Raw genomic sequence first — 14,613 nt, 5'->3', positions numbered from 1 at the left:
CACACCTCGCTGATGCACGGCTGGGTTCCGATCACCGCACAGGCCGTCGCCGCCGCGGTGCTGGCGCTGGCGGCCGGGTGGCGGCCGGGCCGCATCCCACGGCGGATCATGCTGCCGGTGGCCGCCGCACTCGGTGTGGCGCTGGCGGTCGGTGCGCACTGGTACGTCACCGACGACGGGCTGGCCGACGGGTCCGCCCCGGTCGCGGTGTGGGTGTGGATCGCGCTGGCCGGGGTCGCGGTGGGCGTCGCGCTGCTGGGCTGGCCGGGTATTCGCTGGTGGCGGCGCGGCATGTCCCTGCTGACGGTGCCGCTGTGTGCGCTCTGCGCGCTGCTGGCGGTCAACGGGTGGGTCGGCTACTTCCCCACCGTCCAGGCCGCCTGGAACCAGCTCAGCGCCGGTCCGCTGCCCGACCAGAGCGACCTGTCCACGGTGACCGCACTCGCCGCGCTGCAGACGGCGCCGGCCCGGGGCCGGGTGCTGCCGGTGACGATCCCCGCCGACGCCTCCCACTTCAAGCACCGCGGCGAACTGGTGTATCTGCCGCCGGCGTGGTTCGGCCACAGCCCGCCGCCGCCACTTCCGGCGGTGCTGATGATCGGCGGCGAGTTCAACACCCCGGCGGACTGGTTGCGCGCCGGCGGGGCGGTGCAGGCGGTCGACGGCTTCGCTGCCGCGCACGGTGGCAACGCCCCGGTGCTGGTGTTCGCCGACTCCGGCGGCTCGTTCAACAACGACACCGAGTGCGTCAACGGCCCACGCGGCAACGCCGCCGACCATCTCACCGAAGACGTTGTGCCGTACCTGATCTCGCATTTCGGTGTCAGTTCGGAGCCGTCGCACTGGGGTGTCGCCGGCTGGTCGATGGGCGGCACGTGCGCGGTGGATCTGACCGCCATGCACCCGGAGCGGTTCAGTGCGTTCGTCGACATCTCCGGTGACCGCAGCCCCAACACCGGCACCCGGGCGCAGACGGTGGCGCGGCTGTTCGGCGGCAGCGGGGACGCGTGGGCGGCGTTCGACCCGGCGACGGTGATCGCCCGGCACGGCCGGTATTCCGGGGTGGCGGGATGGTTCGCGGTCAACGACAGCGCCGTCGGCGACGCCGGTGGGCAGTTGGCCGCGGCGGAGTCGCTGTGCGGGCTGGGCCGGGTCCACGGGATCGACTGCGCCGTCGTCACCGAACCCGGCCGGCACGACTGGCCGTTCGCCGGCCGCGCATTCGCCTCCGCCCTGCCGTGGCTGGCCGGGCGGCTGGGCACACCGCAGGTGCCACCGGTCGCGTTCCCGGCGCCGTCGGGAGTCCTGACCTCGCATCAACGATCCGCGGGGCGGTGAACACCCTGATGCTGTCGTTCGCCCGCGTGCGCCGCGCCGTGTTCGCGCGGCACGCCAACCCGTGGAGCGCATGGACCCGGTGGGCGACGACACCGTTGGTCCTGCTGCCGGTGTGGCGGCGGTCCTGGCGGGACGCAGCGTGGGTGGGCGCCTGGTTCGCACTGAACCCAGTCGTCTTCCCCGAGCCCACCGACCGGTCCGCCTGGTCCACCCGGGCGATGCTCGGCGAGGAACAGTGGATCGTCAACCGGCCGCGGGATTTCGCGCTGCTGCTGAACGTCTTCGGCAGCGTCGCCCTGCTGGCGGCGCTGGCCGGCGCCTGGCGACGACGCTGGCGGCCGACGGTAATCGCCACCGCCGCGGGGATGGCGGTGACGCTGGGCTACTGGGCGATGATGACCCGCTATCTGGACCGCCGCCGGTAACGTGGCCGGCATGGCCGACGACCCCGGCGACGACGCTTTCGACAGCTCCGGTGTACCGACGTTCGATGCGGTCCGGGAGAAGATCGAGGCCCGCTATCAGACCGCGCAGGGTGGCGCCGAACTCGACGCCGAGACCCCGGAAGGCCGCGGCGTCGAGGAGCAGTACGACGAGCGGCAGCGGGCGGCCGCGGAACGGCTCGCCCAGATCCGCGAGTCCATGCGCACGGACGGCACCTAAGTTATGGCACCGGTATCGCACGTGACGGGCGGCCCGAATCCGAGTACTTCCGCGAAGCCTTCCACCTCGCCGCGCTGCACAGCGCGGGATGATCGTCATCGGGGACACTTCCGGGCTGGTGGCCGCATTCAACTCCGCCGACCCGGAGCATCTGGCCGTGCGGCGGGTTCTGATCGAGGCAGCACTCACCGTCATCTCCCCCTGGTGTTCCTCGAGATCGAACAGGTCACCACCCGAAACGTCGGTCGCCGCCAGGCGGTGGCGATCAAACGCAGTGTTCACGATCGACCGGCGAGACTTTCGCGCGGTGTCTCCCCTGACCGGCGCTCCGGCGTTTCGCGTGCTGCCCGATGACAGTTAGGCGCCTAGATCACTAACGCGACAATCATCGCGATCAGCACCACGCCCAGCAGCACCAGATAGGCGATCGCGTGCACCCGGTCCGGGATGCGCCCGCTCGCAACACGTCTGGTCAGTGCGATCGTTGGCAGCGACCCGCCGAGCAGGGCCGAAGCGGCGAGCAGGTTGACGTGCCCGACCTGCCCGGGTTCGCTGCCCGTCGTCGTCGCGAGCGCATACACCGCGGTCCCGGCGACGGCGACCGGGATGCTCAGCGGGTTCGCCAGCGCTGCGGCCTGGGTCATCGACACGCCGCGGCGGCGCAGCAGCGGAACCGTCAGGACACTGCCACCGACGCCGAGAAAGCTTGCCACCGCGCCGATCCCGGCGCCGCCGACGGAGGACTCGACCGGGCTCAGCGGTCTGCTGGCCTCCGCACCGCCGACGAAACCGCGGCGCAGCGCGCCGTCGGCGATGACCCCGGCCAGATAGGCGATGAACAGCACGTGCAGCAGCAGCTCCGGCGCCCGATCCGCCGCCGCTGCCCCGAGCACAGCACCCGCTCCGATGAATACGACCAGGGGCCACAGGTATTCGGTGCGCAGGCCACCGTGCCGGACGCTGGACAGCGTCGCCACCGACGCGTTGACGATCATCACCGCCGTGGAGGTGGCTACCGCGGTGTGCATCGCGTCGGGGCCGCCGGTGGCCTGCACCGCGGCGTACACCGCCGGCACGGTGACGAAGCCGCCGCCGAACCCGAACAGCACGGTGGTCACCCCGATCAGGCAGCCGACCACCAGCAGCACCGCAACCGTGGTCACGGTGCGTCCGCCACCTGCACCCGCCCGTCGGCCGCCGCCCGCTGCAGCGCCTGATAGTCCGCCAGCGCGGAGCGGCGGAGCACCGCGCGCACGGCCCGGCCCGTCTCGCGCCGTTCCGTCACCGTCATGGTCGGGAGTCTAGGAGCCTGTGGATGAACGCACTCGTCGGCGGACCGTCTGGCGTACCCTCGCAGCCATGCCGGACGACGAACTGGAACCGCGGGTCGAAGCGCTCGAAGAGCAGGTGGGCGAGCTCAGCGAGCAAGTGCGCGCCAGTCGGGAGGACGCCGCGGCGGCACGCATCCTGGCGGGTGCCGCCGACCGCGACGTCGAGGAGTTCCGCAGCGAACTGCGCGGCGTTCGCGGCGAAGTGCACGGGCTCCGCGGTGACATCAGCGCACTGCAGGGCGACGTCAGCACCCTGCGGGGCGACGTCAGCACCCTGCGGGGCGACGTCAGCACCCTGCAGAGCGATGTCAGCACCCTGCGGGGCGACGTCAGCACCCTGCAAGACAATGTCGCAACCCTGCACCGCGACGCGAGTGCCTTCCGCAAGGCCACCACCGCGAGTCTCAACGCGCTGCGCGCGGACCAGATCGACCTGCGTCACCACGTCGACAAGGGGTTCATCGAGATGCGTGGCCGGTTCGACGCGACCGCCGCCGGTCAGCAGCGCATCGTCGAACTCCTGGAAAGCCTGGGCGCCGGCCATCAGGGCTGACCGCTACGCGCTGGCCTTGCGCCGCCGTCCCCCGGTTTTCGCCGGCTTGACGGGCGCCTCCAGCACCTCGGCGAGGAACGTGCCGGTGTAGCTGCCCGGCACCGCCACGACGTCCTCGGGTGTGCCGGCCGCCACCACCGTCCCGCCACCGGAACCGCCCTCGGGACCCATGTCGACGATCCAGTCGGCGGTCTTGATGACGTCCAGGTTGTGCTCGATCACGATCACCGTATTGCCTTTGTCGACAAGGCCGTTGATGACGTCGAGCAGTTTGCGGATGTCCTCGAAATGCAGGCCGGTGGTCGGCTCGTCGAGGATGTACACGGTGCGCCCGGTGGACCGCTTCTGCAACTCCGAGGCCAACTTCACCCGCTGCGCCTCACCACCGGACAGCGTTGGCGCCGGCTGCCCCAGCCGCACGTAGCCCAGGCCGACGTCGACCAGCGTGCGCAGGTAGCGGTGGATCGAGGTGATCGGCTCGAAGAAGTCGGTGGCCTCCTCGATCGACATGTCGAGCACCTCGGCGATGGTCTTGCCCTTGTAGTGCACCTCGAGGGTCTCCCGGTTGTACCGGGCGCCGTGGCAGACCTCGCAGGGCACGTACACGTCGGGCAGGAAGTTCATCTCGATCTTGATGGTGCCGTCGCCGGTGCACGCCTCGCAGCGGCCGCCCTTGACGTTGAACGAGAATCGGCCGGGCTGATACCCGCGCACCTTGGCCTCGGTGGTGGCGGCGAACAGGGTGCGGATCTTGTCGAACACCCCGGTGTAGGTGGCCGGGTTGGACCGTGGCGTGCGCCCGATCGGTGACTGGTCGACGCGCACGAGTTTGTCCAGCTGATCGAGTCCGGTGACCCGGGTGTGCCGGCCCGGCACCTGGCGGGCGCCGTTGAGTTTGTTGGCCAGCACCGCGGCCAGGATGTCGTTGACCAGAGTCGATTTGCCCGACCCGGAGACCCCGGTGACCGCGGTGAGCACCCCGAGCGGGAACGACACGTCGATGCCGCCCAGGTTGTGTTCCCGGGCACCGACGACCGTCAGCTGCCGGTGCTTGTCGACGGGCCGGCGAACCACCGGAACGTCGATTCGCTTCGTACCGGAAAGGTAAGCGCCGGTGATGGATTCGGAGTTCGTCAGCAGATCGGTGTAGGTGCCGCTGTGCACGATCCGCCCGCCGTGCTCGCCGGCCGCCGGCCCGATGTCGACGATCCAGTCGGCGTGGGCGATGGTGTCCAGATCGTGCTCGACGACGATCAGCGTGTTGCCCAGATCCCGCAACCGGACCAGTGTGTCGATCAGTCGGCGGTTGTCCCGCTGATGCAGCCCGATCGACGGCTCATCGAGCACGTAGAGCACCCCGACCAGCCCGGAGCCGATCTGGGTGGCCAGCCGGATGCGTTGCGCCTCACCGCCGGAGAGCGTCCCGGCCGCCCGCGACAGGGTCAGGTATTCCAGGCCGACGTCGAGCAGGAAGCTCAGCCGGGACTGGATCTCCTTGAGCACCTGCCCGGCGATCGCGGCCTCGCGCGGGCCGAGGGTCAGCGCGCCGAGGAAGTCCGCGCAATCACCGATCGACAGATCACACACCTGCGCAATGGATCTGTCGCCATAGTCCCCCGCCGCCAGCGTCACCGCCAGGATCTCCGGCTTGAGCCGGGTGCCCAGGCATTCCGGGCACGGCACGTCGCGCATGAAGCTGGCGTACCGCTCCTTCATCTGCTCGGACTCGGTCTGCTCCATCTTGCGCTGCAGGAACGCCATCACACCTTCGAAATCGGTGTAATACGAACGGGTTCGGCCGTACCGGTTGCGGTAGCGCACGTGGATCTGCTCGTCGGAGCCCTCCAGAATCGCCTTGCGCGCCTTGGCTGGGAGCTTGCGCCACGGGGTGTCGACGTCGAACGCCATCGCCTCACCCAGGCTGGCCATCATCCGGGTGAAGTACTCCGACGTCGGCCCCATCGACCACGGTGCCACCGCGCCTTCGGCCAGCGTGCGATCCGGGTCGGGCACCACCAAGTCCGCGTCGACCTCCTTGCGGATCCCCAGTCCGGTGCACTCCGGGCAGGCCCCGTAGGGCGAGTTGAACGAGAACGACCGCGGTTCGAGGTCGTCGACGGCCAACGGGTGCGCGTTGGGGCAGGCCAGCTTCTCACTGAACCGCTGCTCGCGGTGCTCGTGGTCCTCCGGACGGTCGACGAACTCCAGCACCACGATGCCGTCGGCCAGCCCCAGGGCGGTCTCCACCGAGTCGGTGAGCCGCTGCTTGGCCGACTCCTTCACGGTCAGGCGGTCGACGACCACCTCGATGTCGTGCTTCTCCTGCTTCTTCAGCTTCGGCGGATCGGTCAGCGGGTGCACGGTGCCGTCGACCCGAACCCGGCTGTAGCCCTGCGAGTTCAGCTTCTCGAACAGGTCCGCGAATTCGCCCTTGCGGGTGCGCACCACCGGAGCCAGCACCTGGAACCGGGTGCCCTCCTCCATCGCCAGCACCTGGTCGACGATCTGTTGCGGGGTCTGCCGGGCGATCCGCTCGCCGCAGACCGGGCAGTGCGGGGTGCCGGCGCGGGCGTAGAGCAGCCGCAGGTAGTCGTAGACCTCGGTGATGGTGCCGACCGTCGAGCGCGGGTTGCGGTTGGTCGACTTCTGATCGATCGACACCGCCGGCGACAAACCCTCGATGAAGTCGACGTCGGGTTTGTCCATCTGGCCGAGGAACTGCCGGGCGTAGGCCGACAGCGACTCCACGTACCGGCGCTGCCCTTCGGCGAAGATCGTGTCGAAGGCCAGTGAGGATTTCCCGGACCCGGACAGGCCGGTGAACACGATCATCGCGTCCCGCGGCAGGTCCAAGTCGACGCCGCGCAGGTTGTGCTCGCGGGCGCCTTTGACGATCAGACGGTCAGCCATCGCCCACCATGCTAGGTGCATCAGTACCGTGGTCAGCGTGACTGCCCTCGCTGACGACTACACCGGCCATGTGGACCCCGGCACCGCGACCCGCCGCACCCTGCCGGGCGCGACGATCATCAAGGCATCGGTCGGGCCGTGGGACAACAACGTCTACCTGGTGACGTGCACGAACACCGGCCAGACGCTGCTGATCGACGCGGCCAACGACGCTGAGGCGCTCACCGCGCTGGTGCGCGAATACACGCCGAACGTGGCGCTGATCCTCACCACCCACCAGCACTTCGACCACTGGCAGGCGCTGGCGGCGCTGGCCGAGGCGACGGGGGCGCCGACCGCCGCGAGCGCCATCGACGGCGCCGCGCTGCCGGTCGCCCCGGCGAAGATCCTGGCCGACGGCGACACCGTGCAGGTGGGTGATCTGGTGTTCGACGTGATCCACCTGCGCGGCCACACCCCCGGCTCGATCGCGCTGGCGCTGGACGGCGACGCGACCGGCGGCGTGACGCAGCTGTTCACCGGCGACTGCCTGTTCCCCGGCGGCGTCGGGAAGACGACCGACCCCGCCGACTTCGACTCGCTCTACGGCGACGTGACGACGAAGCTGTTCGACCGGTTCGGCGATGACACGATCGTCTACCCCGGCCACGGCGACGACACCACGCTCGGCGCGGAGCGTCCGCAACTGGCGGAGTGGCGCGAGCGGGGTTGGTGAGGCAACGAAGCGTTACCGGCCAGCGGTAAAGCCAAATGGCAGCTTACGGCTGCGGACGGCGCGACGCTCGCGGTCTACGCTCTCCTGGCGAGCCTCGTCATTCGCATCACGCCAAATGCGCGCGACCGCCTCGTCAGAGGAAATGTCAGCAGTCTGGCGCGCTTCACGGTTGTTGTCATACATGGAACGCTTCTCCTTCCGCCCTGACGATCCCGAGTGTAAACGTCCAGCCTGACTAATCGCGTTCCCGCACGGAGGCAAACGCGATGGCCAGCAGGTCTGCCACCAGCATGACCAAGTACGTATCGGATTTCAGCAGGTCCCCGGGATTGGGCGCGTCGACCGTCAACATTCCGTACGTACGTTGCTGGTCCGCGACTGGGGCCGAGATGAAGGTGCGATACCCGGCACGGCTGCCGTGGTAGGCGCCATCAACAGCCGCGACGGCGTCTCCGTTGCCAACATCGTGCACGAAGACGGGTTCGCGTCGCTCGATGGACAGGAACGCCGCATCACCGCGAGGGTCGCCTCGTCTGAAGGGTTGCGGCATACGATCACTTCGTCCCCGGCATTCAAGAACATTCAGAGCGTCACCCTCCTCCCGGTAGACCACAGATCGCAACCCGGAAATCCGCGCCATCACGAGCGCCAGAGCCTCTGCGCCCCGGCCGGCAATCTCATTCGCACGGTCCCGGCGCTTATCTTTGGGCGAGGTCTGCATGTCCGCAATGGCGGTTGCGATTGGGCGCAGCGCGTCACGCAAGGTCACGACCCTGGCGGCTGCATCCGCATCATCCGACTCCCGGAGATGTTTGCCGTAGACCTGTCGAACAACCTCCGCGACCGCCATGAGCAGAAGCACCAAACCACCCAGGATCAGGCACACTGACCTACCACGGCCATTGACGATTCCGGCAAGCCCAACGGGCGTAGCGGCAATTGTCGGCGCGAGAACGTAGAGAACCCGAACCCAAAGCGCTCTGTCGAGGTGCGGTCCTACCCAGTCCACGAACCCACCCCAAAAGGACGAGCCGCTGACATCTGCCATCTCGCCATGCTAGGAATCAGCACTGACAAGCGGCGCGACGGCAACAGGCGTGACTCCGCCGCGTCTACCCCGTGGTGTGGACGATCAGCACGTCGACCTTGGCCCGCCGCGACACGTTCGCCGGCACCGAGCCGAGCAGTCGCCCGGCGATGGTGCTCAGGCCGACGTTGCCGACGACCAGCAGATCAGCCTTGACATCCTCGGCCAGCTCGACCAAGGCGTCCACCGGCGCACCGACGATCGGCCGCTCCTCGACCTCGGTGGCGCCGGCCTTCAGCGCACGCTCCTTGGCCTCCTTGAGGATGGCGTAGATGGGGGCGTTGCCCGACGCCTGGTAGCCCTCTTCCTTCAAGGCGTCAGCGGCCCGCGGGTCATCGGCGTGCGGCAGGTACGCGGTGGCGATGATCACCTTCGCCCCCGGCCCGCTGGCCAGGTGACCGGCGCGGTCCACGGCACGCAGTGAAGAATCCGAGCCGTCCGTCCCGACCACCACGGTCTTATAGCCGCTCATCCGTACCCTCCCGATGACTAGTTGCAGTGCTCCCTTGAAGCCATGGCGACATTAACGCCTAAGCGGCCATCATGGGTGCAATTAACGACACATGTCCGTGTCATCCGGAGTACATTGCCCGACCTGACCGGCCCCGAAGCGCTCATTTCCGCCCGGCGTGACGTCCCTGACAGTCACCCGTTGCCGATGTCCGCCACCGGATACGGGCGGTAACGTAGATCTCTCCCCCATCCGCATATACCGATAGCGCACACCCGTGAGCCTGGTGCTGGCCCCCCAACAGACCGGCGCGACCGGCGAGGCCGAGCCGCCCGGCGTCCCGCGCCGCCGGCCGGATGCCGTGCTGATCGCGGTGCTGGCGGTCGTCGTCAGCGGCGTCGGTGCGAGCCGGCCGTCGATGTGGTTCGACGAGGCGGCGACGATCTCGGCGTCGACGCAGCGCTCACTGCCCGAACTGTGGCGCCTGCTGACCCACATCGACGCGGTGCACGGCCTGTACTACCTGCTGATGCACGGCTGGTTCGCCGTTTTCCCGGTCACCGAGTTCTGGTCGCGGCTGCCTAGCTGCCTGGCGGTCGGCGTCGGGGCCGCCGGCACCGTGACCCTGGCCGGACAGTTCGCCCCGCGTCGGGTCGCGGTGTGCGCGGGCGTGCTGTACGCGGTGCTGCCGCGGATGACGTGGGCCGGCATCGAGGCCCGCCCGTACGCGTTCGCCGCGATGGCCGCGGTCTGGACCACCGTCCTGTGCGTCACCGCCGCCCGCCGCAACACCGTGCCGATCTGGTTGGGCTACGGCTTGGCCCTGGTGCTCTCGACGGTCCTGAACACGTTCACGGTGCTGTTGGTGCCGGTCCACGCGGTGCTGATCCGCGTGCTGGTGCCCGGTCGGGCTGTCACCCGGCGCTGGACGGTGACCGCCGGCACGGCCGTGGCCGCCCTGATCCCGTTCCTGGTGTTCGGCCAGAGCCAGATCAGGCAGATCGGCTGGCTCCGGCGGCCGAACTGGCACACGGTCGTCGAGGTCGTTCAGCAGCAGTACTTCGACAAGAGCGTCCTGTTCGCGGTGCTGGCCGCGGCGGTGCTGCTCACCGCGGCCGTCGCGGTACGCAAGGGCGCCCGGCCGGCGCCGGCTGCCGGGATGCGGCAGCTGGCGGTCGTCTGCACGGCGTGGATCACGCTCCCCACCACGATCACGGTGCTGTACTCGGCACTGGCGAAACCCGTCTACTACCCGCGGTATCTGATCTGCACCGCACCCGCGATGGCGATCGCACTGGCCCTCGCTGTCACCGTGATCGTCACGTCGCGCCGGTCCGCCATCGCCCTGACCCTGCTGTTCACGATCGCAGCGATACCCAATTACGTTGTCGTCCAACGTGATCGGTACGCCAAGGAGGGCTGGGACTACAGTCCCGCGGCCGACGTGATCGCGACACACGCGGCTCCCGGGGACTGCCTGCTGATCGACAACACCACCCGGTGGGCACCCGGACCGATCCGGGCGCTGCCGACCGGGCGGGCCGACGCGTTCGCGAAGCTGAGCGATCCGGGCCGCGGACCGCACCGGCAGACGCTGGGCCGGCTGTGGGACGGGCACTACTCGGTCGAAGCGCTGGCCGACGACCTCGATCAGTGCCCGACGATCTGGACGATCACCGACCACGACCGCGCGCTGCCTGCCCACCAGGCCGGTGCCTATCTACCGCCGGGGAAACGGTTCGCCCGCACCCCGGACGGCCGGATGCTGCACCAGTTGGGGTTCCACGCCGTCGAACGCTGGCAGTTCACCTTCACCCAGGTGATCAAAGCCGTCCGTTGAACCCCCGGCGGTTCAGCGAGGCTCGACGAAGGAGAGGCGACGCTGGGACCGCCGCATCAGCACGACCTCAGGTGGTGGCCTCGATCAGTGCGGCCGATCCGCGGGTAGCCCGGTAGGAGACCAGGGCGGTCACCGCGGCGAAGATCGCGAACAACACGAACAGCGAGCGGGCGGCCGGTAGCTGCGCACCCATCGCGGCGTTGAACACCAGGCCGGCCACCCCCGCACCGAACGCGCCGCCGATCAACTGCACGGTGTTGATCGCGGCGGCGGCGACACTGCCCTCGGCCGGGTCGTCGACGCAGCCCATCGCCCAGGCCGACAGGTGCGGCCAGCCGGCGCCGACACCGATGCCGACCACCAGCAGCGCCACCGCCCAGACGACGCCGACGGCGGTCGGGTTGTAGTGGTTCATCTGGGTGAGTCCGACCGCGGCGAGGCCGGCGGCCATCACCAGCGGGGTGGTGATCACCAGCGCGATGATCACCCGGGTCTTGCTGACCGAGGCGCTGGCGATCTCACTGAACGTCCACCCGGTCGACAGCGCCGCCCCCAGGAACCCGGCCACCGCCGGCGCCAGGTGGGCGAGCCGCTGACCGAGCAGCGGGATGTACAGGTTGGCCTTCGTGGTGGCCATCAGCAGGCCGAGCGACAGGTAGATCCACTTCTCCCGGCCCGGGTGGAAGGCGCTGCGCGGCAGCACCGCCGTGGTGGCACGCCGGTCCACGTAAAGGAAGCCGGCAAGCAGCAGTCCGGCCGTGGCGAGCAGCACCGTCGCCACCGCCAGGTTGCGCGGCAGTTGCGCGGCGCTCACCGTCAGGGCGGCACCGCCCAGCAGCGCCAGGGACAGCACCGGAACCCTGATCGGGTCGCCGGTGTGCTCACTCTTACCGGGGGTCAGCACCACCAGCACCAGTCCGACCATCGCGACGGTGAGCCCGACCATCCCGCCGAACGCCCACCGCCAGGCCCCGAACTGGGCGAACACCCCGCCGACCGCGGGGCCGAGCAGCGTCCCGACCCCCCACATCGCCGAGACCAGACCCGATGCGCGGGTCCACAGCGAACTGGGTAGGAACGCGTTGATCAGCGCATATCCGAGCCCGGCCAGCAATCCGCCGCCGAGCCCTTGCAGCACGCGCCCGCCCAGCAGGATCTCCATCTTCGGCGCCAGCGCGCACACCAGACAGCCCAGTCCGTACGACAGCAGCCCCAGCAGGTACGCGAGCCGTGCGCCCACCCGGACCAGCACCGGGTTCACCACCGCCGCGGCCAGCACGGACGCCACCAGGTACAGCGTCGTCACCCACGCGTACAGCCGCTCGCCGCCGATGTCCTTCACCGTGCTGGGCAACAGGCTGATCGTCAGGAACTCGTTCGTCGCGTACAGCGCGACCCCACCGGCCAGCACTGTTGTCGTGCCCAGATACCGGTGCCCGAGGAGTGCTCGCCAGCTGCCGGTGACGCCGGTGGCCTCAGTCGTTGCGTCTGTCAGATCCACCACCACTCGCAGTCAATCACGGATACCCGCGACACGCGAAAACGCCCCTGCCGCGGGCGTCATTTCAGCCCGGCCGCGTCCATGCCGCGCAGTTCCTTCTTCAGGTCCGCGATCTCGTCGCGGATCCGGGCCGCCAGCTCGAATTGGAGGTCGCGTGCGGCGTTCATCATCTGGTCGCTGAGGTCCTTGATCAGGTCGGCGAGTTCGGCGCGCGGCATGTTGGCGGTGTCGCGGCCCTCGATGACCCCGGCGCTGACCGACCGGCCCGGTTCGCCCTGGGCACGCCGGCCGCGGGAGGCGTTACGGCCGGATCCGCCGACCCCGACCGTCTCGGTGTCCTCCACCTCCCGGTACACCTGGTCGAGGATGTCGGCGATCTTCTTGCGCAGCGGCTGCGGGTCGATGCCGTGCGCCTCGTTGTAGGCGACCTGCTTGGCCCGGCGCCGCTCGGTCTCGTCGATCGCCTCGCGCATCGAGTCGGTGATCTTGTCGGCGTACATGTGGACCTCACCGGAGACGTTGCGGGCCGCCCGGCCGATGGTCTGGATCAGGCTGCGCGTCGACCGCAGGAAGCCCTCCTTGTCGGCGTCGAGGATCGACACCAGCGACACCTCCGGCAGGTCCAGGCCCTCCCGCAGCAGGTTGATGCCGACCAGCACGTCGTAGTCGCCGAGCCGCAGTTGGCGCAGCAGCTCCACCCGGCGCAGCGTGTCGACCTCGGAGTGCAGGTAACGTACCCGGACGCCCATCTCCAGCAGGTAGTCGGTGAGGTCCTCGGCCATCTTCTTGGTCAGCGTGGTGACCAGCACCCGCTCGTCGACGTCGGTGCGTTTGCGGATCTCGGCGATCAGGTCGTCAATCTGCCCCTTGGTCGGTTTGACCACGACCTTCGGGTCGACCAGCCCGGTCGGGCGGATGACCTGTTCGACGAACTCACCCTGCGCCTGCGCCAGCTCGTACGGCCCGGGGGTGGCCGACATGTACACCGTCTGGCCGATTCGGTCGGCGAACTCCTCCCAGGTCAGCGGCCGGTTGTCGCACGCCGACGGCAACCGGAAACCGAACTCCACCAGGTTGCGCTTACGCGACATGTCCCCCTCGTACATGCCGCCGATCTGCGGCACGGTGACGTGTGACTCGTCGATGATCAGCAGGAAGTCCTCGGGGAAATAGTCGATCAAGGTGGCGGGCGCCGTGCCGGCGCCGCGGCCGTCGATGTGCCGCGAGTAGTTCTCGATGCCCGAGCAGAACCCGACCTGGCGCATCATCTCGATGTCGTAGCTGGTGCGCATCCGCAGCCGCTGCGCCTCCAGCAGCTTGCCCTGGTTGTCCAGCTCGGCCAGCCGCTGCTCGAGTTCCTCCTCGATGGTGGAGATCGCCTGCAGCATCCGGTCCGGACCCGCGACGTAGTGGGTGGCCGGGAAGATCCGCAGCGAGTCGACCTGGCGGATCACGTCGCCGGTGAGCGGATGCAGGTAGTACAGCGCTTCGATCTCGTCGCCGAAGTACTCGATGCGGATCGCCAGTTCCTCATACGACGGGATGATCTCGACGGTGTCGCCGCGCACCCGGAACGAGCCGCGGGTGAACGCCAGGTCGTTGCGGGTGTACTGCACGTCGACCAGCAGCCGCAGCAGCCCGTCCCGGGGCACCTCGGCGCCCACCTGCAGTTCGACCGACCGGTCCAGGTAGGACTGCGGCGTGCCCAGACCGTAGATGCACGACACCGACGCGACCACCACCACGTCACGCCGGGACAGCAGGGACGACGTCGCCGAGTGCCGCAGCCGCTCCACGTCGTCGTTGATCGAGCTGTCCTTCTCGATGTAGGTGTCGGTCTGGGCGATGTACGCTTCCGGCTGGTAGTAGTCGTAGTACGACACGAAGTATTCAACGGCGTTGTGCGGCAACATCTCCCGCAGTTCGTTGGCCAGCTGGGCGGCCAGCGTCTTGTTCGGCGCCATCACCAGGGTGGGTCGCTGCACCCGTTCGATCAGCCAGGCCGCGGTGGCCGACTTGCCGGTGCCGGTGGCGCCCAGCAGCACGATGTCCTTCTCGCCGGCGTTGACCCGGCGCTCCAGTTCGGCGATGGCGGTGGGCTGGTCCCCCGCCGGCTGGTGCGGGCTGACCACCTCGAACTGCGCACCGGTGCGCACGATGTCACCGACCGCGCGGTACTCCGAATGCGCGACGACCGGATGCTCCGTTGCGAAAGCCACGCGAC

Annotated in this window: 15 protein-coding genes; 7 read left to right on the top strand and 8 right to left on the bottom strand. The window is 69.1% G+C overall.

The window, feature by feature from the left end:
- Positions 1–12: 12 nt before the first annotated feature.
- From KIH27_RS05595 to KIH27_RS05580, 4 genes are all read left to right on the top strand, one after another.
- Complete coding sequence (locus KIH27_RS05595; protein WP_250149651.1) at positions 13–1,338, top strand: alpha/beta hydrolase; 1,326 nt, start codon at positions 13–15, stop codon at positions 1,336–1,338.
- On the top strand, positions 1,335–1,763 hold the full coding sequence (locus tag KIH27_RS05590; RefSeq protein ID WP_372451307.1) for a DUF6653 family protein: 429 nt from the start codon (positions 1,335–1,337) through the stop codon (positions 1,761–1,763). The genes KIH27_RS05595 and KIH27_RS05590 overlap by 4 nt, the downstream gene beginning before the upstream one ends.
- Before the next feature lie 10 nt (positions 1,764–1,773).
- Positions 1,774–2,001 (top strand): hypothetical protein, encoded by a 228-nt coding sequence (locus tag KIH27_RS05585; protein ID WP_214091934.1) that lies wholly within the window; start codon positions 1,774–1,776, stop codon positions 1,999–2,001.
- Between the two features lie 88 nt (positions 2,002–2,089).
- The gene (locus KIH27_RS05580) at positions 2,090–2,362 is read left to right on the top strand and encodes a hypothetical protein (RefSeq protein ID WP_214091933.1); all 273 of its coding nucleotides are present in this window, start codon (positions 2,090–2,092) and stop codon (positions 2,360–2,362) included.
- A gap of 4 nt (positions 2,363–2,366) precedes the next feature.
- On the opposite strand, the gene KIH27_RS05575 is transcribed toward KIH27_RS05580, so the two are convergent.
- Together KIH27_RS05575 and KIH27_RS22945 are read right to left on the bottom strand one after the other, a co-directional pair.
- A complete protein-coding gene (locus KIH27_RS05575; RefSeq protein ID WP_214091932.1) occupies positions 2,367–3,164 on the bottom strand; it encodes a sulfite exporter TauE/SafE family protein in 798 nt (265 codons plus the stop codon).
- Entirely contained in the window at positions 3,161–3,292 is a 132-nt protein-coding gene (locus KIH27_RS22945; RefSeq protein WP_284144688.1) for a hypothetical protein, read from the bottom strand. Before KIH27_RS22945 ends, KIH27_RS05575 begins: the two co-directional genes overlap by 4 nt.
- A 68-nt stretch (positions 3,293–3,360) precedes the next feature.
- Here KIH27_RS22945 and KIH27_RS05570 point away from each other — a divergent pair, with 68 nt between their 5' ends.
- On the top strand, positions 3,361–3,885 hold the full coding sequence (locus KIH27_RS05570; protein WP_214091931.1) for a hypothetical protein: 525 nt from the start codon (positions 3,361–3,363) through the stop codon (positions 3,883–3,885).
- Positions 3,886–3,888: 3 nt separating this feature from the next.
- On the opposite strand, the gene uvrA is transcribed toward KIH27_RS05570, so the two are convergent.
- Entirely contained in the window at positions 3,889–6,795 is a 2,907-nt protein-coding gene (gene uvrA, locus KIH27_RS05565) for an excinuclease ABC subunit UvrA (RefSeq protein WP_214091930.1), read from the bottom strand.
- Between the two features lie 37 nt (positions 6,796–6,832).
- Here uvrA and KIH27_RS05560 point away from each other — a divergent pair, with 37 nt between their 5' ends.
- Positions 6,833–7,510: an MBL fold metallo-hydrolase gene (locus tag KIH27_RS05560; RefSeq protein WP_214091929.1), complete on the top strand. Its 678-nt coding sequence runs from the start codon at positions 6,833–6,835 to the stop codon at positions 7,508–7,510.
- A gap of 12 nt (positions 7,511–7,522) precedes the next feature.
- Here KIH27_RS05560 and KIH27_RS05555 read toward each other — a convergent pair whose 3' ends face one another.
- The 3 genes from KIH27_RS05555 to KIH27_RS05545 form a co-directional block, all read right to left on the bottom strand.
- Entirely contained in the window at positions 7,523–7,693 is a 171-nt protein-coding gene (locus KIH27_RS05555; protein ID WP_214091928.1) for a hypothetical protein, read from the bottom strand.
- 52 nt (positions 7,694–7,745) lie between these two features.
- Positions 7,746–8,558, bottom strand: a complete 813-nt coding sequence (locus KIH27_RS05550; RefSeq protein ID WP_214091927.1) for a GAF domain-containing protein — start codon at positions 8,556–8,558, stop codon at positions 7,746–7,748.
- A gap of 64 nt (positions 8,559–8,622) precedes the next feature.
- Positions 8,623–9,069, bottom strand: a complete 447-nt coding sequence (locus tag KIH27_RS05545) for a universal stress protein (RefSeq protein WP_214091926.1) — start codon at positions 9,067–9,069, stop codon at positions 8,623–8,625.
- 256 nt (positions 9,070–9,325) lie between these two features.
- Between KIH27_RS05545 and KIH27_RS05540 the strand changes: the two genes are divergently transcribed.
- A complete protein-coding gene (locus tag KIH27_RS05540) occupies positions 9,326–10,888 on the top strand; it encodes a glycosyltransferase family 39 protein (RefSeq protein WP_214091925.1) in 1,563 nt (520 codons plus the stop codon).
- A 67-nt stretch (positions 10,889–10,955) separates the two neighbouring features.
- Here the strand turns inward: KIH27_RS05540 and KIH27_RS05535 are convergent, their stop codons facing one another.
- Positions 10,956–12,383 carry an MFS transporter gene (locus KIH27_RS05535; protein ID WP_250149647.1) on the bottom strand — a complete coding sequence of 476 codons (1,428 nt, stop codon included), beginning with the start codon at positions 12,381–12,383 and terminating at the stop codon, positions 10,956–10,958.
- A gap of 65 nt (positions 12,384–12,448) precedes the next feature.
- Positions 12,449–14,608: an excinuclease ABC subunit UvrB gene (uvrB, locus tag KIH27_RS05530; protein WP_214091923.1), complete on the bottom strand. Its 2,160-nt coding sequence runs from the start codon at positions 14,606–14,608 to the stop codon at positions 12,449–12,451.
- Between the last annotated feature and the right edge of the window lie 5 nt (positions 14,609–14,613).

It is taken from the genome of Mycolicibacter acidiphilus, from assembly GCF_018455725.1.
In the GTDB taxonomy this organism is placed as follows: Bacteria; Actinomycetota; Actinomycetes; order Mycobacteriales; family Mycobacteriaceae; genus Mycobacterium; species Mycobacterium acidiphilum.
Note: the sequence above shows the minus strand (reverse complement) of the source record. Positions and strands in the feature narration are given on the sequence as shown.

Bases quoted from the DNA above. Each gene is read 5' to 3' on its own strand.
- KIH27_RS05595 (WP_250149651.1), top strand. From the start codon at position 13: ATGCACGGCTGGGTTCCGATCACCGCACAGGCCGTCGCCGCCGCGGTG.
- KIH27_RS05585 (WP_214091934.1), top strand. From the start codon at position 1,774: ATGGCCGACGACCCCGGCGACGACGCTTTCGACAGCTCCGGTGTACCG.
- KIH27_RS05580 (WP_214091933.1), top strand. From the start codon at position 2,090: ATGATCGTCATCGGGGACACTTCCGGGCTGGTGGCCGCATTCAACTCC.
- KIH27_RS22945 (WP_284144688.1), bottom strand. From the start codon at position 3,292: ATGACGGTGACGGAACGGCGCGAGACGGGCCGGGCCGTGCGCGCGGTG.
- KIH27_RS05570 (WP_214091931.1), top strand. From the start codon at position 3,361: ATGCCGGACGACGAACTGGAACCGCGGGTCGAAGCGCTCGAAGAGCAG.
- uvrA (WP_214091930.1), bottom strand. From the start codon at position 6,795: ATGGCTGACCGTCTGATCGTCAAAGGCGCCCGCGAGCACAACCTGCGC.
- KIH27_RS05555 (WP_214091928.1), bottom strand. From the start codon at position 7,693: ATGTATGACAACAACCGTGAAGCGCGCCAGACTGCTGACATTTCCTCT.
- KIH27_RS05550 (WP_214091927.1), bottom strand. From the start codon at position 8,558: ATGGCAGATGTCAGCGGCTCGTCCTTTTGGGGTGGGTTCGTGGACTGG.
- KIH27_RS05545 (WP_214091926.1), bottom strand. From the start codon at position 9,069: ATGAGCGGCTATAAGACCGTGGTGGTCGGGACGGACGGCTCGGATTCT.